23 protein-coding genes are annotated in these 24330 nt (G+C 61.7%); 8 read left to right on the forward strand and 15 right to left on the reverse strand.

Features of this window, described 5'->3' with window-relative positions:
• Nucleotides 1–144: 144 nt before the first annotated feature.
• Together NCR40_RS27425 and NCR40_RS27430 are read right to left on the reverse strand one after the other, a co-directional pair.
• Nucleotides 145–2538 (reverse strand): two-partner secretion domain-containing protein, encoded by a 2394-nt coding sequence (locus NCR40_RS27425; protein ID WP_250511303.1) that lies wholly within the window; start codon nt 2536–2538, stop codon nt 145–147.
• 452 nt (nt 2539–2990) lie between these two features.
• Nucleotides 2991–3746, reverse strand: a complete 756-nt coding sequence (locus NCR40_RS27430) for an SDR family oxidoreductase (RefSeq protein ID WP_250511304.1) — start codon at nt 3744–3746, stop codon at nt 2991–2993.
• 101 nt (nt 3747–3847) lie between these two features.
• On the opposite strand from NCR40_RS27430, the gene NCR40_RS27435 reads away from it, so the two are divergent.
• Together NCR40_RS27435 and NCR40_RS27440 are read left to right on the forward strand one after the other, a co-directional pair.
• The gene (locus NCR40_RS27435; protein WP_250469587.1) at nt 3848–4759 is read left to right on the forward strand and encodes an AraC family transcriptional regulator; all 912 of its coding nucleotides are present in this window, start codon (nt 3848–3850) and stop codon (nt 4757–4759) included.
• 991 nt (nt 4760–5750) lie between these two features.
• Nucleotides 5751–5897, forward strand: coding sequence for a hypothetical protein (locus NCR40_RS27440; protein WP_250511305.1), 147 nt, complete (start codon nt 5751–5753; stop codon nt 5895–5897).
• Between the two features lie 88 nt (nt 5898–5985).
• Here NCR40_RS27440 and NCR40_RS27445 read toward each other — a convergent pair whose 3' ends face one another.
• Nucleotides 5986–6813 (reverse strand): class I SAM-dependent methyltransferase, encoded by an 828-nt coding sequence (locus NCR40_RS27445; protein ID WP_250511306.1) that lies wholly within the window; start codon nt 6811–6813, stop codon nt 5986–5988.
• 549 nt (nt 6814–7362) lie between these two features.
• Here NCR40_RS27445 and NCR40_RS27450 point away from each other — a divergent pair.
• A complete protein-coding gene (locus tag NCR40_RS27450; protein ID WP_244831561.1) occupies nt 7363–7827 on the forward strand; it encodes a cupin domain-containing protein in 465 nt (154 codons plus the stop codon).
• On the opposite strand, the gene uraD is transcribed toward NCR40_RS27450, so the two are convergent.
• Nucleotides 7807–8334 (reverse strand): 2-oxo-4-hydroxy-4-carboxy-5-ureidoimidazoline decarboxylase, encoded by a 528-nt coding sequence (uraD, locus tag NCR40_RS27455; RefSeq protein ID WP_250469589.1) that lies wholly within the window; start codon nt 8332–8334, stop codon nt 7807–7809. The genes NCR40_RS27450 and uraD overlap by 21 nt on opposite strands.
• A gap of 142 nt (nt 8335–8476) precedes the next feature.
• Nucleotides 8477–9421 (reverse strand): LysR family transcriptional regulator, encoded by a 945-nt coding sequence (locus NCR40_RS27460; RefSeq protein WP_250511307.1) that lies wholly within the window; start codon nt 9419–9421, stop codon nt 8477–8479.
• A 360-nt stretch (nt 9422–9781) separates the two neighbouring features.
• Between NCR40_RS27460 and NCR40_RS27465 the strand changes: the two genes are divergently transcribed.
• The 4 genes from NCR40_RS27465 to NCR40_RS27480 all read left to right on the forward strand — a co-directional run bounded on the left by NCR40_RS27465 (nt 9782) and on the right by NCR40_RS27480 (nt 13342).
• Entirely contained in the window at nt 9782–11161 is a 1380-nt protein-coding gene (locus NCR40_RS27465) for an MFS transporter (protein WP_250511354.1), read from the forward strand.
• Between the two features lies 1 nt (nt 11162).
• On the forward strand, nt 11163–11687 hold the full coding sequence (locus NCR40_RS27470) for a hydroxyisourate hydrolase (RefSeq protein WP_250511308.1): 525 nt from the start codon (nt 11163–11165) through the stop codon (nt 11685–11687).
• 28 nt (nt 11688–11715) lie between these two features.
• On the forward strand, nt 11716–12054 hold the full coding sequence (uraH, locus tag NCR40_RS27475; RefSeq protein ID WP_244831569.1) for a hydroxyisourate hydrolase: 339 nt from the start codon (nt 11716–11718) through the stop codon (nt 12052–12054).
• A gap of 112 nt (nt 12055–12166) precedes the next feature.
• Entirely contained in the window at nt 12167–13342 is a 1176-nt protein-coding gene (locus NCR40_RS27480; RefSeq protein WP_244831954.1) for a tyrosine-type recombinase/integrase, read from the forward strand.
• Nucleotides 13343–13363: 21 nt separating this feature from the next.
• On the opposite strand, the gene NCR40_RS27485 is transcribed toward NCR40_RS27480, so the two are convergent.
• From NCR40_RS27485 to NCR40_RS27500, 4 genes are all read right to left on the reverse strand, one after another.
• Entirely contained in the window at nt 13364–14092 is a 729-nt protein-coding gene (locus NCR40_RS27485; RefSeq protein WP_250511309.1) for an SDR family oxidoreductase, read from the reverse strand.
• 113 nt (nt 14093–14205) lie between these two features.
• Nucleotides 14206–17472 (reverse strand): bifunctional diguanylate cyclase/phosphodiesterase, encoded by a 3267-nt coding sequence (locus NCR40_RS27490; RefSeq protein WP_250469592.1) that lies wholly within the window; start codon nt 17470–17472, stop codon nt 14206–14208.
• Nucleotides 17473–17485: 13 nt separating this feature from the next.
• Nucleotides 17486–17923, reverse strand: coding sequence for a type 2 periplasmic-binding domain-containing protein (locus NCR40_RS27495; protein WP_244831575.1), 438 nt, complete (start codon nt 17921–17923; stop codon nt 17486–17488).
• 10 nt (nt 17924–17933) lie between these two features.
• Nucleotides 17934–18944, reverse strand: coding sequence for a hypothetical protein (locus NCR40_RS27500; protein ID WP_250511310.1), 1011 nt, complete (start codon nt 18942–18944; stop codon nt 17934–17936).
• A 390-nt stretch (nt 18945–19334) separates the two neighbouring features.
• Here NCR40_RS27500 and NCR40_RS27505 point away from each other — a divergent pair, with 390 nt between their 5' ends.
• On the forward strand, nt 19335–19613 hold the full coding sequence (locus NCR40_RS27505) for a hypothetical protein (RefSeq protein WP_250511311.1): 279 nt from the start codon (nt 19335–19337) through the stop codon (nt 19611–19613).
• A 241-nt stretch (nt 19614–19854) separates the two neighbouring features.
• Here the strand turns inward: NCR40_RS27505 and NCR40_RS27510 are convergent, their stop codons facing one another.
• From NCR40_RS27510 to NCR40_RS27535, 6 genes are all read right to left on the reverse strand, one after another.
• A complete protein-coding gene (locus NCR40_RS27510; RefSeq protein WP_244831589.1) occupies nt 19855–20196 on the reverse strand; it encodes a hypothetical protein in 342 nt (113 codons plus the stop codon).
• 69 nt (nt 20197–20265) lie between these two features.
• A complete protein-coding gene (locus NCR40_RS27515; RefSeq protein WP_250511312.1) occupies nt 20266–21144 on the reverse strand; it encodes a substrate-binding periplasmic protein in 879 nt (292 codons plus the stop codon).
• Entirely contained in the window at nt 21137–21892 is a 756-nt protein-coding gene (locus tag NCR40_RS27520; protein ID WP_244831955.1) for an ABC transporter permease, read from the reverse strand. The genes NCR40_RS27515 and NCR40_RS27520 overlap by 8 nt, the downstream gene beginning before the upstream one ends.
• 109 nt (nt 21893–22001) lie before the next feature.
• Nucleotides 22002–22832, reverse strand: coding sequence for an ABC transporter ATP-binding protein (locus tag NCR40_RS27525; protein ID WP_250511313.1), 831 nt, complete (start codon nt 22830–22832; stop codon nt 22002–22004).
• Complete coding sequence (locus tag NCR40_RS27530; RefSeq protein ID WP_250511314.1) at nt 22829–23896, reverse strand: ABC transporter substrate-binding protein; 1068 nt, start codon at nt 23894–23896, stop codon at nt 22829–22831. The genes NCR40_RS27525 and NCR40_RS27530 overlap by 4 nt, the downstream gene beginning before the upstream one ends.
• A 149-nt stretch (nt 23897–24045) precedes the next feature.
• The gene (locus tag NCR40_RS27535) at nt 24046–24306 is read right to left on the reverse strand and encodes a DUF3072 domain-containing protein (RefSeq protein ID WP_244831600.1); all 261 of its coding nucleotides are present in this window, start codon (nt 24304–24306) and stop codon (nt 24046–24048) included.
• Nucleotides 24307–24330 lie beyond the last annotated feature (24 nt).

Raw genomic sequence — 24330 nt, forward strand, 5'->3', positions numbered from 1 at the left:
CCTGGGGAAACCTTAGCGATGACGGTGTGCGAAAGCGGCGCGCGCGACAGAACGACTTAGCGCGACGGCACGACGCTTATGCGCGCCCACGTCGATTTCGATATCGACGCGGGCGGAACGATGTCCGCCCGCGTCCGTTCTGCCTTACAGCCCGGCGGTCCAACGCAGGACCGGCTCCTCCGTGCCATCCGGAAGCGACCACGTTCCCTTGGAGCTGAAGTCCCACGTAGGACCGAAGCTCGCTGGCGTGGCCATTTGCGCGCTCGTCAGACCGCTCGAAGCGGACATGGCCTTGCCGCTGCCGACACCCGCTGTCGCGACAGACGTTTCCTTGTCCCAGAAGACGTCATTGGCAATCGTGCCGCTATTCGTGCCCGCAATGGCGCCCGGCTTATGCGACCCCGTGCCCGGCGAAAGCGATGCCGTGCTGTACGACTGGCGAATGGTGCCGGTGTTGTTGCCCACCAAGCCGCCGATATATGCGCCGCCATTCACGAAGCTCTGCGAATACGACTGCTCGATGGTGCCGCTGTTCACGCCCGCGAGCCCGCCGATCGTCGCTGTTGCGGCAGCCGTCATGAAGTTGACGGTGTACGACTGGCCGATGTAACCATCGTTTTCGCCGACTAGACCGCCGATTTCGCCATCGCCATTGACTTGCGCGCCGCTCCACGAACGCTCGATACGTCCGCGGTTGATGCCGACCAGCCCCCCCGCTGCCGTGGCCGTACCCGTGGGTTTGTTGACGATGCCCGTGCTCGCGACATTCACCAGGTAGCCGTAGTTCGTGCCCGCAAGCACACCGACCGGACCGCCCGACGACGACGCGGTGGCGCTATCCACTAGTACGTTGCGCACGATGCCGGTCGGGCCGACCACGCCGAACAAGCCCGTATTCGCTCCGCTCGGAATGTTCAGATCGCTCAGCAGATGCCCCATGCCGTCGAACTGACCGGTGAACGGTTGCGCCGCGCTGCCGATGCCCGAGAGGCCCGTTGCGCCATCCAGCTCCAGCGACGAGCCGAGTGCGTAAGTGCCGCCGAGATTGTTCTTCACGGCGTGCAGATCGGCAATCGAATTGACGAGCTGATAAGCCGTGACCTGCGTGAGCAGACCGCTGAACGGCGCCGCGCTCCAACTCGCGTTGCCATGCACGGTTCCGGGCGTGTAGCTGCCGGTCATGTCGTACAGCGCCGAGACGATACCCGTGCTGTGCGACCAGTCGAGCGTGCCGCGATTGGTCACGCTGCCGCCGTTGTCGACCGCGCTGGCGTCCGCACGCAAGGTGAGACTGCCCGCGCCCGTGTTGGCGATGGTCGCGCCCGGCGCGATGGTCACCGAATGCCCGGCGTCGAGCGTCAGCGACGACGACCCGTTCCACCGAATATTCGATGTCACGTTGATGTCACCCGCGCCCTTGGTGGCATCCGCGCCATTCGCATGGACCGTGATCGACGTTCCGCTGCTCAGGTTCGCGGCCAGCGTGCGGGCGGGCGCTGCGTCGGCGGTAAAGGTCGGGGCCGTGATGTTCCACTGTCCCGCGCCAACTTTCGCCTCGCTCAGCTTGATGGCGTTGCCGGTCATGTCGACGGTGCCGCCGCTGCCATCCGCGTTGCGCGCGGAAATGGTGGCGCCGCGTGCGTCCACCGTACCGCCTTGCGCCACGAGCCACACGTGGCCATCGCGCGTTTCGGTGCCGGTGGCGCGCAGCGCGCCCGACTTGCCCGCAAGCGCGAAGATGTTGCCGTCGGCCGCTTGCAGGCTGATCAGCGCGGCCTGGATCGTGCCCGAGTTGGTCACGTCGCCGCCCGTGCCCGTCGTCTGCACACCAACTTGCTGGCCATATGCGCTGTCCGCAAGCACGACTTCGCGCGCCGTGACGAGTTCGGCCGTGCCCTTCGGCGCGCTGATCGATCCGGCATTCATGACGCTCTTCGCCGAAATGAGGAAGACGTCGCCGCCCGACGAACTGATTTTCCCGAGATTGATCACGCTGGCATTCGAACTGCCGCCGAGCGTGAAGTAATCCGGGCTGTTCATGAACGAGTCGTTATCGGTATCGAGTGTCGATGCAACGAAACGTCCGCCGGTCGCCACCACGCCCGTCGGCCCGATGAGCACGCCATGCGGATTGATGAGGTAGACGCTGCCGGTGCTCTTGAGCGTGCCGTAGATAGCCGACATGTCGTTGCCGGTGACGCGGTTGAGAGTTGCGCCGGTTCCGTTGTTGATGGAAACCGTATTGCCCGCGCCGATGGAAAAACTCGTCCAATTGATAATGCCGTTCGTGCCCGACTGCTTGATATTCAGGGTTCCGCCGCTTTGTGCGATGGTTCCCGAGCCCGCGACATATTTACCGCCTTGAGGAAGAGGCGGTGCAGCTTCGGCTCCCGGCGCGTGAAGGAAACTGCCAGCAGATGCAAGTGCGATGAGAAGTGGAAGAGCCCGAACTGTAAAGCCCGGTGCGCGAAACGTAGAGACGCAGGCCGCATCGCCGAGCGTCGAGACGCCCGCGAGACGGTAAACAAAAAGACGCATACCGCCCCCAACAGAGTGTTTCCCCGATTTAATCGCTAAGTAGACAGCTTTTTTTAGTTGGTAGTGCAGTGTAACAGAGCGTAATGTCCATATCGAAAGACGAAAGATGATCGTTTTCAGGGCTTGCTCAACGGGCTGTAATTATGCTTACGAGTTCTTTAGCGATAAGCGTGAAATGCAAACAACGGGGAGTGGGGATAATCGGTAATTTCAACGTGTTAATGACGTCCTTCAGTGCGGACGCCGGCACCATGATCGCGCGCTGGATGTATTCGTGCCCCGACATCGTGCGGTATTGAAGGACGATGTCAGGTCCGGCTTCGATCGCGAACGATCACGTCTTGGTGAAATCGTTTGATTTTCCCAACGCGTAGACCGCCCGCGTCGAACGAGGCAACACTACCCTCCCCGCGCATTTCGAGCCTGTCGATTCGTTGGGATTATTTTTCGCTTCACCTTTGTCGCGCTTCGGCGGCCCATGCCTCGGCATCGACGCCAGCGGGAATACGCATCGGCGCCGAGGGGTCGGTGGCCGCGCGCCATACCGCTTCGGCAACGTCCTCCGCACGCGTGGTCGGCGACGCGGTGTCCTGGAACTGCTCGAAGACGCGCTTGACGAGATCGGCATAGGCCGCGTGCTCCAGGCCATGCATATGCGCGCGCGCGTTGTCGCCGAATCGCGTGTCCGGCGCGCGGCCCGGCAAAACGAGGCGCGCGCGCACGCCGAACGGTTCGAGTTCAAGCGCCATCGACTCGGTGAAGGCGTTCACCGCCGCCTTGCTCGCGTGATATGCGCCGATCAGCGGCAAGGGCTTGATGGTCACGCTCGACGTCACGTTGACGATGACGCCCGCCCCGCGCTCGCGAAACTGCGGCAGCACGGCTTGCGTCATTGCAATGGTGCCGATGGTGTTGGTCTCGAAGATGTCGCGCACCGTGGCAATGGGCACGAGTTCGGCGGGCGACGCCGCGCCGACGCCCGCGTTGTTGACGAGGACATCGATCGGTCCCGCGGCTTCGATTGCCGCGCGAATGCTTTCGGCGTTCGTGACATCGAGCGGCAAGATGCGCAGGCGTTCGAACGGCGGCAGCACATCGGTGCGCGGCGTGCGCATCGTCGCGATGACTTGCCAGCCGCGACTCAGAAAGTGACGGGCGATTTCGAGCCCAAATCCGGACGAACAACCGGTGATCAACACGGTTTGCATGACGACTCCTTTGAAGTGGTTTGCGTGTGCCACCACAATAGATCGCCGCTCTCGTACTCGCTACAATCGATAATCCAGATTTCATTTGCAGGAGTCCGGCAATGATCGATCCGTTGGCCGAAGTCGTGACGCTGCTTCAACCGGCTGCCAATTTCTCCAAGCTCGTCCATGGTGCAAGTCCGTGGCACATCAGCCGCTCGGACGCAGGCCAGCCGTTTTATTGCGTGATTCTGGAAGGCGGATGCCGTATCTCAATCGACGGCTACGAGCCGATCGAACTGTTGTCCGGCGACTTCATGCTGATTCCCGCCGCTTACGGCGTTGCGGTGTCCAGTCTCGAAGCGCCGCCGCCCGGTTCCGAAACGCAATCGCCCGTTGCGCTCGGCAATGGCGAGTTCAGGATCGGCCCGCCGGATAGCCCGATCGACGCGCGCATGATGGCAGGTCACTGCAGCTTCGGTTCACCCGACGCGGCTCTGCTCGTTTCGCTGTTGCCGCGCTTCGTGCATGTTCGCGGGGAACGGCGGCTCGCCACGCTCGTGCAACTGGTTCGCGAGGAATCGCGCGAACAGCGGCCCGCGCGCGAAGTCGTGCTTTCTCGATTGCTCGAAGTGCTGCTGATCGAGGCGCTGCGCTCGACGGCCGGAACGGACGCGTCACCGGGTCTCGTGCGTGGGCTGTCGGACCTTCGTTTAGCGGCTGCCTTACGCGGAATGCACGAACGCTCCGCGCACGCGTGGACGGTGGCCGAGTTGGCGAAAGAGGCCGCGCTTTCGCGTTCGACTTTTTTCGAGCGCTTCAGTCGCGCGGTGGGCGTAGCGCCGATGGAATATCTGCTTCGGTGGCGCATGGCGCTCGCCAAGGATCTGTTGCGGCGAAGTCAAGGGCGTATCGCGGAGATCGCGCAGCGTGTCGGCTATAGCTCCGCCAGCACATTTAGCGTCGCGTTCACCCGGCATGTCGGCCGCTCGCCGTCGCAATACGCGCGCGACGGACAAGCGGCAGAAGACTAATTACTTCGATATGCAGATCGATTGCTCATTGCCTGGCTCAATAACGCTCGTTCGACGCTCACGATCACGCGCAACCTCTTCAATCAACTGACGTTATTTATTTAAGAATTTCCACACATCCCACTTCTTTGGAATGCATGAATCGTTTTGCTTCATTGAGAAGAAGAATCTGAAACTGGCGAGACCACGTGCTAACCTTTCCTCAGAACGTTGTATGCGCCGCACTTCGGAGGCCTAATGCTCACGTGCCACTGTCAGTCTTGCGGGAAATTGTTTTCGTCGCAATTGTCGGAAGAGGCACTTCGTTGTGAAGAATGCGAGTCACCTAATGTGGAAGTGCTCGCGGGCTCCGACACGTTGGACAACGACAACAGGAATGATCTAGGCAATTCCGAACTCATCTGATATCTATGAATACCAATGAGGAAGCGCAGTGCGGCTTTGGCTCTATGCCCCGCACGCAGAGCGCCTAACCTAGCACGCCGGGATTCGTTCCGAGTGCTGCAAGCACTTACAACAGCAATGCGCGAGATGCACGTCATTACCGGTTCGCGGTTTGGATCAGGTCAGAATGGCGCCACTGTGTGACGAGGTCTGTTGCAACGCGGCGTCCGCATCGGCAAAGACCCGCAATCAATGATTAGTCGATCAACGCAGGTCAGAGGAGCACATCGTGACAGGGCGCTTACCGTTGGACGACGAGCAGGAGTTCGCGCTGTGGCGGCCCGACAGCAAGGTTGTCGTGACCAGCAAAAGGCGAATCGTAATCGGGCATAAGGACAGGCCAATAGGCAAGTCACTTGCGCTTCTTCTGTCCACGAGAGGATTCGAAGCAATACACGCAAGCGAAATGGGCGACGCCCGCCGTTTCCTGCAGCACTGGAAAGCTCATGCGCTGCTGCTCGACACGAGAATGGACACGCCACCCGACTTTGAGACTGTCCGGCAGTTGCGTCGAACGGAACACACGGCGGGTTTATTGATCATTGCAATGAGCAACATTCAACCGCTCGATTCGCTGCCATCGATGAAAGAAGCCGGCTTCGACGGTCACGTCCGTCGCCCATGTTCGCTCTGGCGACTCACCGATCTCATCGAAAGTCATTTCGGTATCGTGCCGATGCGCAATCGCCGCTAACGCGAACGATAGTCACGTTCCTTAGGGACTGCACGGCGTGACGTTCGAGGACCCAAAAATCAATCGATTGCAACGCAGAAGTGAACCGCTAGACCTTTCGCGCGACGAAATGCAGCCAGTTCTCGCCGCTAACGTCGGCCAGTTCCGATACTTGAGCGCCGCTATTACTTCCGAAAACGGCCTCGGTAAGCAGGCCGGCCTCGGCACATTGTTGGCGCTGCGTCTGGATATCCGTGTAAAGGATCAGAATGCCGAATCTGTGAGCGGCGCAGACGCGTAGCGCATAGCCGTCGTATTCGCGGTTGAGAGGCGAATAACGCAGATAATTGAACGCCGCCATTGGAAGGTTATATAAGGCCCGCGCGCAGTTGATGCCGAATTCGACGACATTCTCCGCCTGCGAAACATGCGAAGCTTGCGCAAACGTTTCCCTATAGCCCGGCCCGGCGAGATTGTGGGTAGAAAACAATGCGAGACCGCCTGGCTTGAGCACGCGTGCAAACTCGCTTAGCACTTTGCGTCTGCCTTCACTGTCGATGGAATCGATGCCATTGAAGCTGAACATCACGAGCGCGAAGCTGTTGTCCTCGAATTCGGCCAGGGTGCGCGCATCCATGACACGCACCTGGACGCTCGGATAATTTCTCTGACATATCGCGACCAACTCGGGCGTGTAATCGACACCCGTGTAATCCGGGCTCACGCGCGACAGCAGCGGCACCGTGCGTCCGCCGCCTACACCGACATCGAGCAAAGGTTGATCGCGTACTTCCGCGCGCACATAAGCGATAGCCGCGGCCTCGCCAGGATCGGTCCAATCGCTCAGCTTGTCGTACCATCGGAGCGCGCTACGGGTGCGCCATGCAGACCGGTTGACGCGATCTTGCACGGTAAAGCGTTGCTGGGAAAACCCCATACGGCACCCACGCTGAGCGATAACCAGAGAAACCGGAGCGGGGCATTGAGAGTCGGCCGCCACCGCACTTGAATGACAAATGAAGTGTAGCAGTCGTTTAATTTTGCCGCCGGGTTATTCAAAATAGCTCTCGGCATGACAAAGGTGCGCGTCAGCTGTGATCAAAAACGGAACTCAGCGCGCATATAAGCGTCAGACCGTTCCTGAGGCGATGCACGTCACCGCGCAAAGCCTTGGCATCGGGAAGAATTTTCAGTAGGTTTGTCGAATGGCCAACCAGTTGTCTACGCTTTGCCGGGCGTCGCAACATGACTTTGGTTTGTTCATACGAAGCACATGCCGACCAACCTATCACGACATGCTCAAAGACTTAAAACCCTTTGCAGATAACGCTCACGCGGACCAATGCATATCCGTTGATGGTCTTGACCGAGCACGCCGACATCGACCGAACCCATGTTCCCGCAATTCATGGCGATGAATTCGCCGGGTAGGCGCTTTTTTTGCTGCCCTATTTAATCGATCGCCAGTACCGGCAAAGGAACTCTCATGGCCACTCCCGTTTTCGAGTCAGTTCGTCTGGATGACGTTCTGCTCAAGCCCGACCCGATCGACCCGGCGTGGATACTCGAGGGCAATCCCGTCGCGCGCAGCGGTCAGTGGTCGCAGAGTCCCGACACGACCACGACTTCCTGGGTCTGGGATTGCACCGCTGGGCGCTTCAACTGGTACTTCAATGCCGATGAGACCATCTACGTCATCGAAGGCGAAGTCATCATCACGGCCGAAGGTCAGGAACCGCGCACGCTGCGCGAAGGCCATGCCGCGCTGTTCTATGCCGGGACCCATTCTGAATGGTACGTTCCGAAATACGTGCGCAAGCATGCCATCTTGCGTCCGCATATCACCAAGCCTGCGCTGCTCGCGCTCAAGGTGAGCCGCAAGTTCAGCCGCAAACTCAACGGCTCCTTTCCCCGCTCGTCGTTCCGATCGTCAGGAGACGAGAGCGCTTAAGCGCTTATAAAGCCGCGCCCGAGTGATTGCCTCGATCTGCGCGAGCGCCTCGTCCATCTCCTGTGGCGTGTCACGCCCGATACGGCGTTCGAACGCCGCGAAAATCCCCTCCCGCGTGTAATGCCGCACGCAGATAATGAATGGAAAGCCATGCCGCGCGAGATAGTCCGCGTTCATCCGGTCGAGCGCGGCCTCTTGCGCGGGCGTCAGCGCGTCCAGTCCGGCGCCCTTTTGTTCGGCATTCGAATCGCGCGTCATCGTGCCTGCACGAATGTTCGAACCCGACAATAGCGGATGCAAGTTCAGAAAGTCGCATTGGCCTCGCTCGTTCAGCGCGCGGATGACGTCCATCATCGCTCGATGCAGTTCCGGCGCGGAGCCGAACGGCCGCCGTTCCCACGCGCCGCTCGCTGCCTGTGGAAAGTGCTCGAAGACGCTCCCGAAGGCGCGCAGGAAGGTTGCATGATCGAGCGCATTGATCGGCGCGAGATCGATCGACTGAGACATGGAGTGCTCCCGTAAAGCCGGCTTGATCGAGGCCAGGCGTGGATGACGATTACGGGCCGAGTATAGGAAGCGCACGCGCGGCGGGCGAGAACCGCGGCCTTATAGACCGCATAGCAGAACCCGATAACGAGCGTCGGCTAACCTAACGCTTCATGTCGCGCAGTTCGCGCAGCGCTTGCGACGCTGCCGTCAACGTGCCGCGCAGCCACACATGCGATGCCGAGCGATGCCGCGACGGATGCCACAGCTGATAGAACCGCATGAGCGGAAACTCGATCGGCGGATCGAGCACGGCAACCGGCAGCGATTGCGCGTGATAGTTGGCGAAGTGGCGGCCCGTGGTCAGGATCAGGTCCGTGCCTGGAATGAGGCTAGGCGCGAGATTGAAGTACGGACAGCTCACGCGATTGTCCCGATGCACGCGCATCGTGCTGAGTCCGGTATCCACGACGCCACGTTGATCGCGCGAATATGGCGTCGGCACGATATGCGCCGCGTCCAGATAAGTCTGCGCGGTGAACTCGCCGGGTCGCGCATGCACGCTGTCCTCGGCCACGACGCACACCACCTCGTCCTCAAGCAGCACGGACAAATGCAGATGCTCCGGTGGATTCGGCCAATTGCCGATGACGATATCCGGCGAGCCTTCCGACAACGCCTGCTCGTAGTTGAAGGTCGCGGACAGCGGCATCGCGACGAGACGCGCCCTTGGCGCCGTGCGGCGGAACTCGCGCACCACATGCGAGAAGAACGGCGGCGCCAGATAGTCGGGCATGCCGACCGTGAAGGTCTGCTCGGTGGTGGCGGGATCGAACCGGTCGTCCGCCACCAGCAGGTTATCCAGCGCGCCGAGCGCGGCTTGCGCGTTCTCGGCGAGTTGCAGCGCCCGCTCGGTCGGGACCATCACGTTCTTCTCGCGCGTGAGAAGCGGGTCGTTGAAGATCGTACGCAGCCGTTTGAGCGCGCTGCTGATGGCCGGCTGCGACTGATTCATGCGAATGGCCGTGCGAGACACGCTGCGCTCGGCGATCAACGTGCAAAGCACGCGCAACAGATAGGTATCGAATGGATCGTCTGCGCGATTCATGTTTTGAGGTCCGTGGCCCGTGAACGGCGCAGCGTCGGGGCAGCGCTTGCCTGTTTGACGTTGTAACGTGTAGAAGCATCGAGGGCAACGTGCCGAATTAATTCGATGCGTTCGGCCGATTCCTGCACGAAGGCGGTGCAACAACGCCTGAACGCGCGCCCCAAGGGTAATCCATAACGGCGAACGCACCTCTGTCTAACCCCGCAAACCCTTGCGCCGCAAGGCTTTGCGGCGCATATCGAAGTTGCTATCGGGCTTATTCAAACGCCCGCCGTTCCCAAGCTTTTTTTGATTTTCAATACTGGCTCCATCGAACGCACCGCCGCGGCGGCTTACTTCATCGCGCTTGGAGGACTCATCATGTCGATCATCAAGGAAGTCATGCCGGCGTACGCCGATGGGCCGAACGGCGCAACGGTCAGCGCAACGGCTGACGTCATCGCGAATGCGGAGGCCAGCGCTTATCGCAAAGTCTCGTGGCGCCTGCTGCCGTTTCTGGGCGTGCTGTGGGTGCTGGCATGGCTCGACCGCGTGAATATCGGCTTCGCCAAACTGCAAATGCTGGACTCACTGCATTTCTCCGAAGCGGTGTACGGGCTCGGCGCCGGTATCTTTTTTCTTGGCTACTTCTTCTTCGAAGTGCCCTCGAACATGCTTTTGCAGAAGATCGGCGCGAAGAAGACCATCATGCGCATCACGATCTGCTGGGGCGTCATCTGCATGCTACAGACGACCGTCTCCACGCCGACACAGTTCTATCTCCTGCGCTTTCTGCTCGGCGCCTTCGAGGCGGGCTTCTATCCGGGCGTGATCCTCTATCTCACCTACTGGTATCCCACGCAGCGCCGTGCGCGCGCCTTCGGCACGTTCATGTCGGCATCCGCGATTGCGGGCGTGCTCGGCGGTCCCATCGCCGGCTGGATCATGACTTCGATGGGCGGCTTTCACGGCATGCACGGCTGGCAGTGGCTCTTCATCATCGAAGGCATTCCTTCCGTGCTGGCCGGCTTCTTCGCGTACTTCTACATGACCGACAAGCCCGATGAAGCGCGCTGGCTCACGGCAGATGAAAAGCGCGTCGTGCTCGATGCCCTGCAGCGCGACAACGCCTCGATGGGCGAGCGCGGACACGACTGGCGCTCGCTCGTGACCAACCGCAAGGTGTGGCTGCTCATTGCGATCTTCTTCTGCCTGCTGTGCGCGAACTCCACGCTGACGTTCTGGATTCCGACCATCATCAAGGACGTGGGCTTTATCTCGCCGATTGCCGTGGGCTGGATTGCAGCGGTGGCCTATCTGTGCGGCGCGGCGGGCATGATCTTCAACGGCGCGCGCTCCGACCGGCGCAACGAGGTGCGCTGGCACTTCAGCGGCCCGGCGATAGCAGGCGGCGTGTCGATGGCCGCGCTCGCGCTGTTCATGGGCGTGCCGGGACTGCCCGCCATCGTCTCGCTCATTGCGATGACTCTGGCGCTTGCCGGCACCATGAGCGCCATTCCCGTGTTCTGGCAGTTGCCGAACCGCTATCTGGCGGGCAGCGCGGCCGCTGTCGGCGTGGCGCTGATCAACTCGGTCTCGAATCTCGCGGGCTTCGGCGCGCCGTATGTAATGGGACTCATCAAGAACGCCACCGGCAAGGTCACGACCGGGCTGTATCTCGTGGCCATCATCGAAATTCTCGCTGCGGTGCTGGTCATCGCGGGTATCCGCAAGCTTGGCGGCACACAACAAGAGGCATGACATGAGCGACGACACCACCCTTCCCGCCTTCGATGCCCGCCGCCGGCGCTTCGCGCTGCAGTCCATGGCGCTCGGCAGCAGCGTGCTCTTCGCCGGAACCGCGCACGCCGCTGGCATGGAGGCCGCGCCCGCGCCGAATCAGAACACCGGTCCCGTGCAGCAGGACGGCCTGAGTCCGCGCCTGACCATGCATGGACTGGATACCTGGCACGGCACGCCGGCCGCAGGCATGCGCGTGGACCTGTTCAGCATTGAAAATGGCCAGCCGAAACTCATGCAGACGATCACGCTCGCCGCAAGCGGCCGCAGCGAACCTTCGCTTCTGATCGACGAAACCTACCGCGTCGGCACTTACGAACTGCTGTTGCACGCCGACGACTACTTCGCCGCGCGCAAGACCGAGCTGCCGACGCCGCTGTTCCTCTCGAAGATTCCGCTGCGCTTTCGCATCACCGATGCCTCGCAGCGCATCCATCTGCCCGTGCTCTTCGGGCCGTGGAGCTACAACTATTATCGCGGCAGCTAATTCCGTAATTTCGAACAGGAGCATCACGATGGCCGCAGGCATCACCACACACGTCCTCGATGTATCCACCGGCAAGCCCGCTGCCGGCATGCAGATCGAGCTATTCGATACGACCACGCAGCCGCCAACGCTCATCGCGCGGACGCGGACGAATCGCGATGGCCGCACCGACGCGCCGATTTTGCCCGCCGCTCAGGCGCGCGCCGGGAGCTTCGAGTTGCGCTTCTGGGTCGCCGACTACTTTCGCACGCCGGATGTCTTCGCCGATGTCGTTCCCGTGCGCTTCACCGTCTCGGACGCGACACAGCATTACCATGTGCCGCTGCTCTGTTCGCCATGGAGCTTCGGGACTTATCGCGGGAGCTGAACATGGATCGGGGCAAGCACATCCACCTATAATGTCGTTCAGTTCGACCCACCGACGACGCCCCACCTTGAACCAAACTCTGCGAGCATCGTCCCGCGTTGCGCTTCAGCCGATGCCGCTTGAAGCGCTCGTAATTCCAGCGGAAATAGATGGCCGCGACGGCACGAACCGCGAGCTTCGCAAGCACGCGCAAATCGAGGCGGACAGCGACCTCGACGCCATCCGCGCTTGGCTGTCGCGCTTCCACGCAACGAAGACCACCTTCGAGAACTATCGCAAGGAAGCCGAACGCCTTCTGCTCTGGTCTATCGTGACGCTCGGCAAGCCGCTGTCGTCGCTCTCGCACGAGGATTGTCTGCGCTATCAGCACTTTCTCGCCGACCCGCAACCGGCGGCGACATGGGTCGCGGGCGGCGGGCGCAAGCATGCGCGCAGCGACGCGCGCTGGCGGCCGTTTTACGGGCCGCTATCGCCCGCGAGTCAGCGTCAGGCGGTCGTCATTTTGAACGCGCTGTTTTCGTGGCTGGTACAAGCCGGCTATCTGGCGGGCAATCCGCTCGCGCTGTCTCGTCAACGCGCAAAGCATGCCGCGCCGCGCATCACGCGTTATCTGGAACCGGCACTTTGGCAGGAAGTGAAGGACACCATCGCGGCCATGCCGCGCGAAACTGACCGCGCTCGCGCCCATGCGTCGCGCGCGCGTTGGCTCTTCACGCTGCTCTACCTTGGGGGCTTGCGTATAGCGGAAGTTGGCGGCAATCACATGGGGCAGTTTTTCGTGCGACGCGATGCGGACGGCACGATGCGCTGGTGGCTCACCATCCTCGGCAAAGGCGGCAAGGAGCGCCTCGTGCCCGCCACGCGCGAGATGATGACGGAGCTCTCGCGCTATCGTCAGCATCTGGGCTTGAGCGCAATGCCCTCGCCCAGCGAAGACACGCCGCTCGTGCTGCCCGTCGGCGCAACGGCCGCGAACGACGGCACGAAGACTTGCGCGCCGCTCACGCGCGCCGCGCTGCATTCCATCGTGAAGGATATTTTTGCGAGCGCAGCGGCCCGGCTCCGCGAACGCGACGGCGCATCCGCGAACGCGGACTTGCTGGAGAAGGCGTCGGCGCACTGGCTGCGTCACAGCGCCGGTTCGCATATGGCGGATCAGAAAGTCGATCTGCGGCTCGTGCGCGACAACCTTGGGCACGCATCGCTTGCCACGACGAGTCTTTATCTGCATATGGACGACGACCGGCGGCACCGCGAGACGGACGAGAAGCATCGCATCGACTGGTAGCGAACGCGTCCGTCGCGCGCGTCATAAGTCGAAGTTCGTCGGCATCAGGATAACGTCGCGAATGGTCACGCCGCGCGGTCGTGTCAGCATGAAGAGAATGGCGTTTGCGACTTCGCTCGCGTCGAGCAAACTGCCCGACTCCTTCGCTTCCTTGAGCTTCTCTTCCGGCCAATCGGCCAGCAATGCGCTGATCACCGGCCCTGGCGAAACGGAGCCGACGCGAATGCCATGCTTGAACACCTGACGCCGCACGGTCTGGACGAAGCAGTTGATGGCCCATTTCGACGACGCATAAACCGGCTCCCACGGTGTCGGAAAATGAGCCGCGAGCGAACTCGTCACGACAATGTCGCCGGTGTTCCTGCCGATCATATGCGGCAGCACGTCGTGCACGTTCTTCATCACGACGTTGACATTGAGATTGAGCATGCGGTCGATGGCGCTCGTGTCGGCATCGACGAGATCGCCGCCCACGTAAGTGCCCGCGTTCGCATGCAGGATGTCGATTTGCCCCGCCATCTCGATGACACGCGGCGCGAGCGTCGCGCAGGCCTTGGGGTCGAGAAGGTCGATGACGAGCGCGAGCGCCGCATCGCCGCGTTCGGCGCAGAGCTTCGTCAGTGCCGCTTCGTCGCGGTCCACCAGCACGACGCGCGCCCCTGCCGCCAGCATTGGATCGGTGCTGGCAAGCCCAATGCCCGAGGCCGCGCCCGTCACAACGGCTACTTTGCCTTCCAGTTCTCTTGCCATATTCGTCGTCCTTGCGTTGACCGTCGTCGCGCGCCGATGAAACGCCGCGCATCAACGAACGATGATTGTGTAGGCCGGGAACACTGTCAAGACTAAAGTCGTTAGCGCCGCACTCAAGCCGCTTCGGCGGGCCACTCGAATGGCTGCAACAAGAGCGTCTTCAAGGCATCGGGCGTGAGCGGACGGCTGTATCGATACCCTTGAATCTCCGAACACGCGTTTTCCTGCAGGAACTTCAGCTGTTGCTCGCTCTCCACGCCTTCGGCGATCACGTTCAGATCGAGCTGGCGTCCGAGCGAAATCACGGCCATGACGATGGCGCGATCGTCGTCGCCGCCCGGCAACTCGCGCACGAACGACTGATCGATCTTCAGACGCGCTATCGGAAAATGCTTCAGCGCCGAGAGACTCGAATACCCGGTGCCGAAGTCGTCGATGGAAAGCTTCACGCCCATTTCCTGCAACCGGCACATGGTTGCGATGGCGCCATCGAGATCCTGCATGATGACGCTTTCGGTAATCTCGAGTTCGAGATACTGCGGGTCGAGCCCGCTTTCGTCGAGCGCATGCCGCACGCGTTCCACGAGTTCCTTTTGCAGAAACTGCCGCGCCGATACGTTCACCGCCACCGTCACCGGCGGCAGACCTTCGTCCTGCCACGCCTGATTTTGTCGGCAGGCCGCGTGTAGCACCCAGTCGCCAATCGGCAGAATCAAACCCGTTTCTTCCGCAATCGGGATGAAGGTCGCGGGCGAGATCAGGCCTTCGGTCGGATGCTCCCAGCGCAGCAGCGTCTCCACACCGAATACGCGATGCGTCTCCAAATCCACCTGCGGCTGATACACGAGCCGGAACTCGTCGTTGGCAAGTGCGTGGCGCAACTGCTCCTGATAGCGCAGGCGTTCATGCACCTTCTGATTCATGTCCGCCGTGTAGGCCTGGTAATTGTTGCGGCCCATTTCCTTCGCGTGATACATCGCGGCGTCGGCGTTCATGAGGAGCGTGTCGGCGTCGCGGCCATCGTTCGGATAGCTCGCAAGCCCCATGCTGCAGCTCACCTGATAATGCTGTCCCTGCAATTCCGCAGGCTGCAAAATGGTCTGACGCAAGCGCTCGACCATGGCCGTGACGCCCGCGCCGCTCTGATCGTCTTCGAGCAACACGATCACGAATTCGTCGCCGCCCAGACGAACGACCGTGTCCGTGCTGCGCACCGATTGCACCATGCGCGAAGCGACCGTGCGCAGGAGATCGTCACCCGCGCGGTGGCCAAGGCTATCGTTGATGAGCTTGAAGTTATCGAGGTCGATAAAAATCACCGTCACGCCGCGCCCATAACGCTCCGCCTGCAACAGCACCTGCTTGAGACGGTCGCTTAGAAGCGTGCGGTTGGGCAAACCGGTGAGCGCGTCGTGGTTCGCCATATGGCGAATGCGCTCCTCGGCCTCGCTGCGCTGAATCGCGATACCCGCAATGCGCGTCGACAGCGCAACCGCCTGCGATTCCGGCTCGCTCGGATAGTGCTTCTCCTGCATATACAGCGTGATGACGCCGAGCGCGGAGCCGTCGTGCGAGAGCACGGGAAAGGCCCAGCACGACATGACGTCGGCGAGGCCGCAGCGCGCGAGTTCGCGGCTCAGGGCCTCGTCGCGCGCCACGTCGATCACGCATACCGTCTGACGCGTATGAATGGCCTTGCCGCTCAACAACGCATCTTCGTCGATACGCGACTGGCCGACCACTTCGCGGTATCGCTCCGACATGCTCGGCGCCGCGCCGACGCGCAGCCAGTTGCTCGTGCCGTCGCGCAGCAGCACCGCGCAGCGCGACCCGGGAATCTGCGTTTCGAGCACGCTCACCACGCGCACGAGCACTTCTTCGAGCGGCACGCTCTTCGCGATCATTTCGAGGATTCGGCTCTGCTCCTGCCTGCGCGCTTCCGACCGCTTGCGCGCGCTCAGATCGCGCACGATGGCAACGACGCCGTCTTCCACCGGCACCACTTGCCGATGCAGCCACAGCGTCTCGCCATCCGCGCGCCGATACTGCCATTCGTGCTCGCGCACCTGCAGCGTCTCGGCCACCTCGACGAACTCGTCGAAGACGCCGCCGTCGCGCGCGTCGACGAACGCTTCGTCGAGCGTGCTGCCGATCAACCGTTCGCGCGCCACGCCGAGAATCTCGACGCCGCGCCGGTTGGTGCCGGTCAGAATGAACTTCTCGATTTCGCCTGCCGGACCGCGCTCGTCGCGAAACACGAGGAACGCGTCGATGCTCGATTCGGATGCCGCGTAGTAAGTCTGTTGCGCGCGCCGTTCGCGTCGGCGGCTGACAGCGAGTTGCCAGCTCGAACGACTGAGAATGAACGCGATCACGATGACGCCGAGACTCAGCACGCTCGTCCAGATGAAGTCGGCGCGCCGGCGGCTGCGAAAATCGGCGAGTTGTTCGTCCTGGTCGAGACCGACGAGCGCAATCAGCGCGTAGCCGTTCAGTTCGCGCACGCTGGTATAGCGGTGTGCGTCGTTGTCCCACTCATGCACGACCGCGTTGCTGACCGGCGTATCGCGTACCGCGCGCAATGCCGCGTCGGGATAGCGTTGGCCCCACGAGACCGTATCGCCGATCTGCTGCGCACGCACGACGCCGTCCGCGCCCAACACCGCGAGCAGACCATGCTTGCCCATGCGCGCCGTGTCGTAGTTGCTCGTCAGATAACCGGGGTCGAGCGAGAGCATGACCGCGCCGCCGAAGTGTCCCGATGCATCGCGCAGACGGCGACTGAAGATGATCTCCGGCATGTCCGCGTGTTCAAAAGGCGCGACGAGACTCATGTACGGCGCGCGCGCGTCGTCCTGGCGCTGACGTTGCGCGATGAACCACGGCTCGTCGGCCACGCTGAGCGGCATGCCCGAGCGGTTCGACGCGGCGAGCTGACCGTTTGCATCGGCGATAGCGACGCGAAACACGATCGCGGACGGCAGAAGCCCCTGATCGTTGAGGCGCTTGAAGCTTGCGGCGCCGTTCGTCTCGTACGCGAACTGCACGGTCTTGAGCGTCTGGTCGATGGTCGCGAGATTGCGCACCAGTTGCGCTTCGTAGGTATCCGCGAGTTCACGGCCGAGTTCGCTCGCGGCGATTTCGGCGGCCATGCGTTGCGTGTGAACGAGTTGCAGCACGATCACCCAGATGATCGCCAGCAGAAAGACCGCGAATACCGGAATCATCACGTGCGCTTCGAGCGCGCGGCGCATGGCCCGGCGCAGCGAAGGCGGCAAGCGCGCTTCCTGGCTGTCGCCTTGCACGTGCGAAGGCCCGCGCGCCGCGTCCGGTTCGATCAGCCGCTTGATCGCGCGCATCTTGTCGATGTTGAAGATCATGAACGGGCGCGCTTCACGGACGCAGGCTGAGGACGACCTTCACGCTCGCGTCCACATCCTTGCGGTCGATGTAGGCGATGGCGGATGGACGCGCTTGCAGATAACGCTTGACCGCGGCTGCGTCGGCCATCTCGCGCGGCGGTTGCGCGCGGCCAGTGAAGATGAGCTTCGACCAATACGCGCGCAATTGCGACGCCGACTTGCCCGTGCAATCGCGATAGAAATCGGCGCGCAAGGGCGAGTCGTCAGGCAAGTCGAGCGGCACGGCTTCGTCGCCCGAGGGGAATGCGCCCACGCGACCGAGGAAGATATCCGCGATCTGACTTTCGTTGAGCGACGTGAGCGGACTTTTTGCCGATACGACGACCACGACATCCGCCATCGCCGATGACGTGCACATACAAAGGGCCGCGAAGAGCGACGCTGTTCCGATGAGTTTGAGGAGTGGCATGTCGGGCTCCTCAGAAGACGAAGTCGAGCGCGGCGCTGAAGACATTGCTTCCGCTTCCCAACTGATAGCCCGGCTGCTGATTGAGGAACGTGCCCGTCGAATTGGACGGCACCCAGACATGATCGAACTGCAACTTGAGGTCGATATTCTTGACGACATCCCAGCGCGCACCGATGGAAACATCGCGCTGGCCGTTGTTGTAGTTGGGAATGGCGGTGGGCCGGTTGAGCCCGTGCGACTGCGCGTAGGTCGCGAAAAACGTGGCCTTCGCGTAGCGCACGCCGCCCGTGACGTAGCCGCTGATATAGCCAGGCGTCACCTGCTCGACCGTCACGCGTGCAAGTTCGGCCTGCACGAACCACGCGCCTGGATCGTAGGCGGCGGCGATGCTGTAGACGTTCACGGGTTGGTCGGCGAGGAATGGGAGCTTGACCGACGCGTGCTGATAACCGACGTGACCCGTGAAGTTGCCGATCTCCACGGTATCGTCGAAGGCGAGAATGTTTTTGCCCTCGGTGCGGAATGCGCCGGGGTTCACGTGAAAGACCGAGTAGCCGTAGACGAAGCGCACCGTGTTGGAGATGCCGCGCGCCGCGATGCGATAGGCAACGTCGGCGCCGTCGCTATTGGTGAGCGGTTGCGTGTTGTACATCTCGACCGGCAAACGCACCCACGGAAACGCGTAACCGACGTTGCGATATTCCGAGTTCAGAAAGGTGGGCAACTCGATACGGCCCACGCGCACGCTGAAGTCGGGCGTGAACGCGTACTTGACGTTCGCCCATTCGAGGCGCGGCTTGAAGGTGTTGTCGTATTCATGCTGCGAGATCACCTGCACGACGGCCGAGAGCTTGTCCGTGAGGCGCGCGCTCAGTTGCAGGCCGATCTTCGAATCGTTCTCGAAGTCGTACTTGCGTGATGCACCCGCGCCGTTCGGTTCGAGCGGACTGCTCACATAGTCGGCGGTATCGAGAGACGAATGCGTCATGCCGAGCGTGCCGAAGCCGCTGAGCGTGAACATTTTGGGAGCATCGTCGGCGCGCGCGGTCATCGAGGCGAAAACGCCTCCGAGAAGAACCGCGACGCGTGCGATGCGAGCCAGCCGGTGTTCGAAAAAGATCATGTGACGAGCGACGAAGGCTTCTGATGGATGGACTCAGTTAAGCCTCCTTTAACGGCACGGATGGGTGCGGCTTTATCGTTTTCGAGCGTCGATTTCGCTTGGGAATGGGGGATTTTCAGGGATTCGGCGGATGTCGAATTTTCGTTCAGCATCTCCCGCAGGCCAGTCGGTAAGGCTTGCTGGAGAAGCGGTTCAACGGTTTGCTTACACCACTGCGTTCGCTTGGCATGAGTGCATCCGCACGATGCTAACCTTGCCCCATGCAACTCATCCGCGAAGGGAACGAAGATGAACCGCACCGACTACGAACAAACCCTCGCCCAACTGGTTGGCGCCGCCGAACTCGTCGCCTCTGGAATGCCTGAAGACCAGAAGATGAGCGCGTTCCAGTCGCTCGCGTTCTTTCGTTTGCGGCAGCATCGACTGATAGAAACGACTACACCGCTGATCTCGAACGACGAGCTTTTCAAAGACTCCGCGATGGCCGCGCTGACGATGGCAGGCCGCAAGGAATTTCTCGCCGCCGCCGCGCTTCTGGAGCAGGCGCGCTCGTTGATGTCGAATTAGGGCAACGCAGACGCATCGGGCCTGCCGAGCGCGCAACTTCGTACCCGGCCTGACTGCGCTAAAAAACAAAAAGCGCCGTGCGCGAGGAGAAGCGCACGGCGCGGAAATCGCTCGTCCCGGGGGTGGAAGAGCGTGGCAACAGAATGAATTCTAGCTACGTCCAGGAAATTCGAAGTCCCGATAAACGGACGAATTTCCCCGTAATTCCCGGAATCGGCACTGCGGCGGCATTTTTGCCTGGTCAGGGGCACGGGCCTTCGCTCTCCTTTCCCGGCATCGGGCGGTTGGCTGCGGGCTGATCGCGGAAATGATCCGGAAACGCCTTGCCGATCAGCGCGTCGTAGTCGGCGGGGTCCGAGGAAACAATGGCATGGAGCATCTTGATGAACGCGTTGCCATCGGCGAGATTTTCGACGATGACACGTGCCGTACGTAGTGAAATGGCTTCCTCAAGTGGCTTTTCGTTGCCGTCTTCCAGCAGAAAGCGGAAGCGGTGGATCTCGGCGGCGGAGCCATGCGGCTCCTCGTGCGAAACAATCGTGGCTTTCATAATCGATGACAGGTAGATCCAGGCATCGAGCATTCAGCAAAAACCGCTCCTTACAAGGCTGGGCGGGCGCGACGAGGCGACCGCCGCCTGTTTGTCGACTCTTCAATGGCAATACAAATCGTTCTGTGCGTTGAACATTTCGAACGCAAGGCGAGTGGCCTGATCCTGCCGCACGGTGGTGAACCAGCGCTCGCGCCGCCACCCGTTCACCGTCCGCTCAATGAACGCCGCGCTCGCGATATCGCCGCCGCGCGACGCGATGAACGCGGGCGCGGGCGCAACCGCGCCCGGCAGCGTCCGGTAGTACGACCAGTCGGCTTGCTTGAGGAGCGCGCGCACGACGAGTTCGTCGTCCACGAGCGCGGCGCACTCTCCCGCCTGAAACGCGAGCAATGCGTCAAGCGGCCTGTCGAAGCCCTGCAATGCCACCCGATACCGATGCGCGGCGCGCGCCGCAAACGGACTCTCGCGCGACGCGCAGATCGAGCGGCCCTCGAGATCGCGCCAGTCCTGAATGTTGCCGTGCCGAAGAACGAGCGCAACGCCTCGCCCCGAAGCGTAGTTGCCGGGCGCAAAGGCGACGGACGCATCCGGCGAAAACGCCAGCCCGGCGATGGCGACATCCGCGCGACCGTCTTGCACGGCGTGGCGCGCATCGGCTTGTTCGGCTAACACGAGTTCGACGGGCAGTCCGGCGCGGCGCCCGAGTGCCTCGGCGAGCGCGGCGGAGTATGCCTCGGGTGCGCGCACGGAACGGTCGACGTGGCCGACGGTCAGGATAGGCGCGGGTTGGGACGGCACGGCGACGATCAGCTTGCCGCGTGCATAGGCGGCGGCGAACGGCCGGTCATCGGCGAGTGAATTGCGCCAGCTTGCGCTCAAGGGCGACAACAGGAACGCGGCAAATAACGCGACTGCCGCAAGCGGCATCCACAGCCGCCAGCCGCCTTCATGCGACGCCGCTTGTCCGGCTCTAGCCATTCTGTGCGAGGCCCACACGCCAGCGCAGCAAACGCCGTTCGAGCAGCGAAAGGCTCTTGTTGATCAGAAGGCCGAACAGCGCGAGCAGCACGATGCCCGCATACATGTCGGGAATCTGGAACGTCTCCTGAGAGTTGAGCGTGTAGAAACCGAGACCCGAGCGCGCGCCGATCATCTCTGCCGCGACGAGCGCCGTGATGCTGTAGGCGCCCGCGAGCCGGATACCTGTCAGTATCTCGGGCAACGCGGCGGGCAACACGACCTTGGTAAAGATGAAGCCTTGCCCCGCGCCCATGGAACGCGCGCAATCGATGAACACGCGTTCGACTTGCTTCACACCAGAGATGGTGTTGAGCAGCACGGGCCAGAACGCCGCCCATACGATGATCGCGATCTTCGACGATTCACCGATCCCGAGAAAGAGCATGAACACCGGAAAGAGCGCGAACGCGGAAACTTGCCGCAGCAGTTGATAAAGCGGATCGACGATGCGCTCTGCGCGCCGGAACCACCCAAGCGCGAATCCGCACACCACGCCGCCGACAACGGCCAGCAAGAGTCCGCTAAGCGAGCGCAGCGCGCTTGCGCCGAGGTGCTTCCACACTTCGCCGCTATCGACGAGATGCGCGATGGCAACCGCCACTTGCGAAGGCGGACTCAGATACGCCGTGCTCACGACACCGAGCCGCGGCAACAACTCCCACAGCAGCACGAAGACGATAAGCGCGATGGATCGTTCGAAGGCCATGGAAAGCCGAATGCTCCGCCGGGGCGCGGCCGTGCGAACCCTGGGCGGTTGTGCCGTTTGCGGCGTCTGCGGCGCGATCAGACCCGGCAACTTGCGGATGGTGTTTTGCTCAGGCACGGAATGCCCCCGTGGTCAGTTCATCGTGCTGCTCGCGCGACGGAGCAAGTGCTTCGCCGAGTTCCAGACTCAGGCTTGCCCATGCACGCTGCCGCAACGCCATGAAAGCGGCGGAATGGCGCAAAGAGGCATCGCGCGGACGCGGCAAGTCGATATCGATAATTTCCTTCACGCGGCCCGGCCCGCGTCCCATGATGGCCACGCGATCCGCGAGAAAAATCGCCTCGTCGATGCTGTGCGTGACGAAGACGACCGTCTTTGCACTTTGCTCCCAGATGGCGAGCAACTCCTGCTGCAACGACTCGCGGGTTTGCGCATCGAGCGCGCCGAAGGGTTCGTCCATCAACAGTATCTCGGGACCATAAGCCAACACGCGCGCAATGGCCACACGCTGGCGCATGCCGCCCGATAGCTGATGCGGATAGTGATCGGCGAAGTCGAGCAGCCCGACGAGACGCAAGAAACGTTCGGCTTCGCTGCGTCGTTGCACGGCTTTCACGCCGCGAATCTCGAGCCCTGTCTCAACGTTTTTGCGCACCGTGCGCCACGGAAAGAGCGCGTAGCCCTGAAAGACGACGCCAAGCTTTTGCCGCGCGGCGCTGACAGGTTCGCCATCCACGGTAATCTTGCCCGCTGTCTGCGGAACGAGGCCGGCAAGAATGCTCAGGAACGTCGACTTGCCGCAACCGCTCGGTCCGAGCACGGCGAGAAACTCTCCCTCGCGCACGCTCAGATCGAAGTTATCGAGCACCGTGAGGCTCGAACCTGTCGCCTCGTTTTCATATGTGAGGCCGAGGCCACGCGCGACGATCTTCTCGCTCATGACGGATTGCCCTGCGCATGCGTGCTGGCGCTCGCTTGCGACGACTTGCCAGCGTACGGGTTGTAGTCGTTCGTGTAGACATCCTTGACTGCAACCTTGCCCTTCGGGATCTTGCCGGCCTGTTCGAGAATGTCGATGTAGTACTGAATCGGCGGCTCGGTTACGACGAGGTCCTTCACATAGGCATAACGCTCGACCAGCTTCACGTCGATACCCAACCGCTCCGCCGTAAGCTGACGCGCTTCGTCAGGGTGTGCGTTGACCCAGTTCCCCGCCTTCGCGATAGCCGTGACGAAGTCCTTCACCGCTTGCGGATGCGCCCGCGCAAACGCGCCATTCACGCTATACGGCGCCATTCCGCCGAGGCCACCGTCTTCGTCCCAATCGCTCCATAACTTGTGCAATTGTGGATCGGCTTCCGCCGCGCCGGAAAACGGCGGGTGAATGATGGCGATATCCACGTTCTTCGTTACGAGCGCTTGCTGCGACTGATTGTCGGGCACGACGAGCCAGTTCACCTTCGAGACATCCACGCCATGCTGCGACAAATACTTCTTCGTCACGAACTCCGCGCATGCGCCGAAGCTGTTGAACGCCACCGTCTTGCCTTCGAAGTCCTTTGGTCCGCGAATACCCGAATCGGCGCGCGAAAAATACTTCATGTGCGGTGCATCGGGCAGCGTCTCGCCGCCAGCCGAGACCACCTTGATGTCCGCGCCGCTCGCAATGGCCGAGATGACGAGCGGCACCATGCGCGTGCCGAAGTCGATCTCGCCCGTGCCGACGAGCGGAATGATCTGCGGTGCGGAGATTTTGCCGACGTACTTGGGCCGTGTGCTCGTGTTCTCGAAGTAGCCGAGCTTGTCGGCGAGATAGACGAGGTCGAACGCGGGGTTGTCGGGATACTTGAAGTAGGTGATTTCCTGCTTCGCCGACTTGTCTACCGATACCGACGAGCTCTGTACTTTTTCGGTGTCCGGCTTGCAGCCGCTTTGCAGAACAAGTACGGCAGCCGCGCAAGCCGCGACGAGAATCTTTCCGGCGCGACGGGGCCGGCGGAGCAAAAGGGACGCCATCATGATTTCCGCTGGGAGAGCACGGTTAGAGGCGGCGCTGGGTTCACACCAGCACCGTACTCCGCGATTCTCACTCAGCAGTCACGACGCGCAAACCAACAAAACATGCTTTGTTTAGATGGCAGCGTTCGAATACTTCAAGACTTTTGGCCGCGCCCCGTCTTCGCTTGCAATTCTTCGATCTTGAGCGAGGCGTCCGCTTTAGTCAGCGACGGGTCGAACTCTTCTTTTGCTTCCTCGGAAAGCGTCTTCAGATAGGAAGCCTGCGCGCCCGTCATCTTTTCGTCCCCCGTGACCCAATCGCTCGGGTCTTTTTCGGCATTCGATGTCGGGTGCGATTTCGGGTCGTCAGACGGGCCGGCTTGTGCATTGGTATCGTCGATGGTTTTATCGTTCATGGCGCAATCCTCTTGGCGTGGTGA

This window comes from Caballeronia sp. GACF4 (assembly GCF_023631025.1).
GTDB lineage: Bacteria > Pseudomonadota > Gammaproteobacteria > Burkholderiales > Burkholderiaceae > Caballeronia.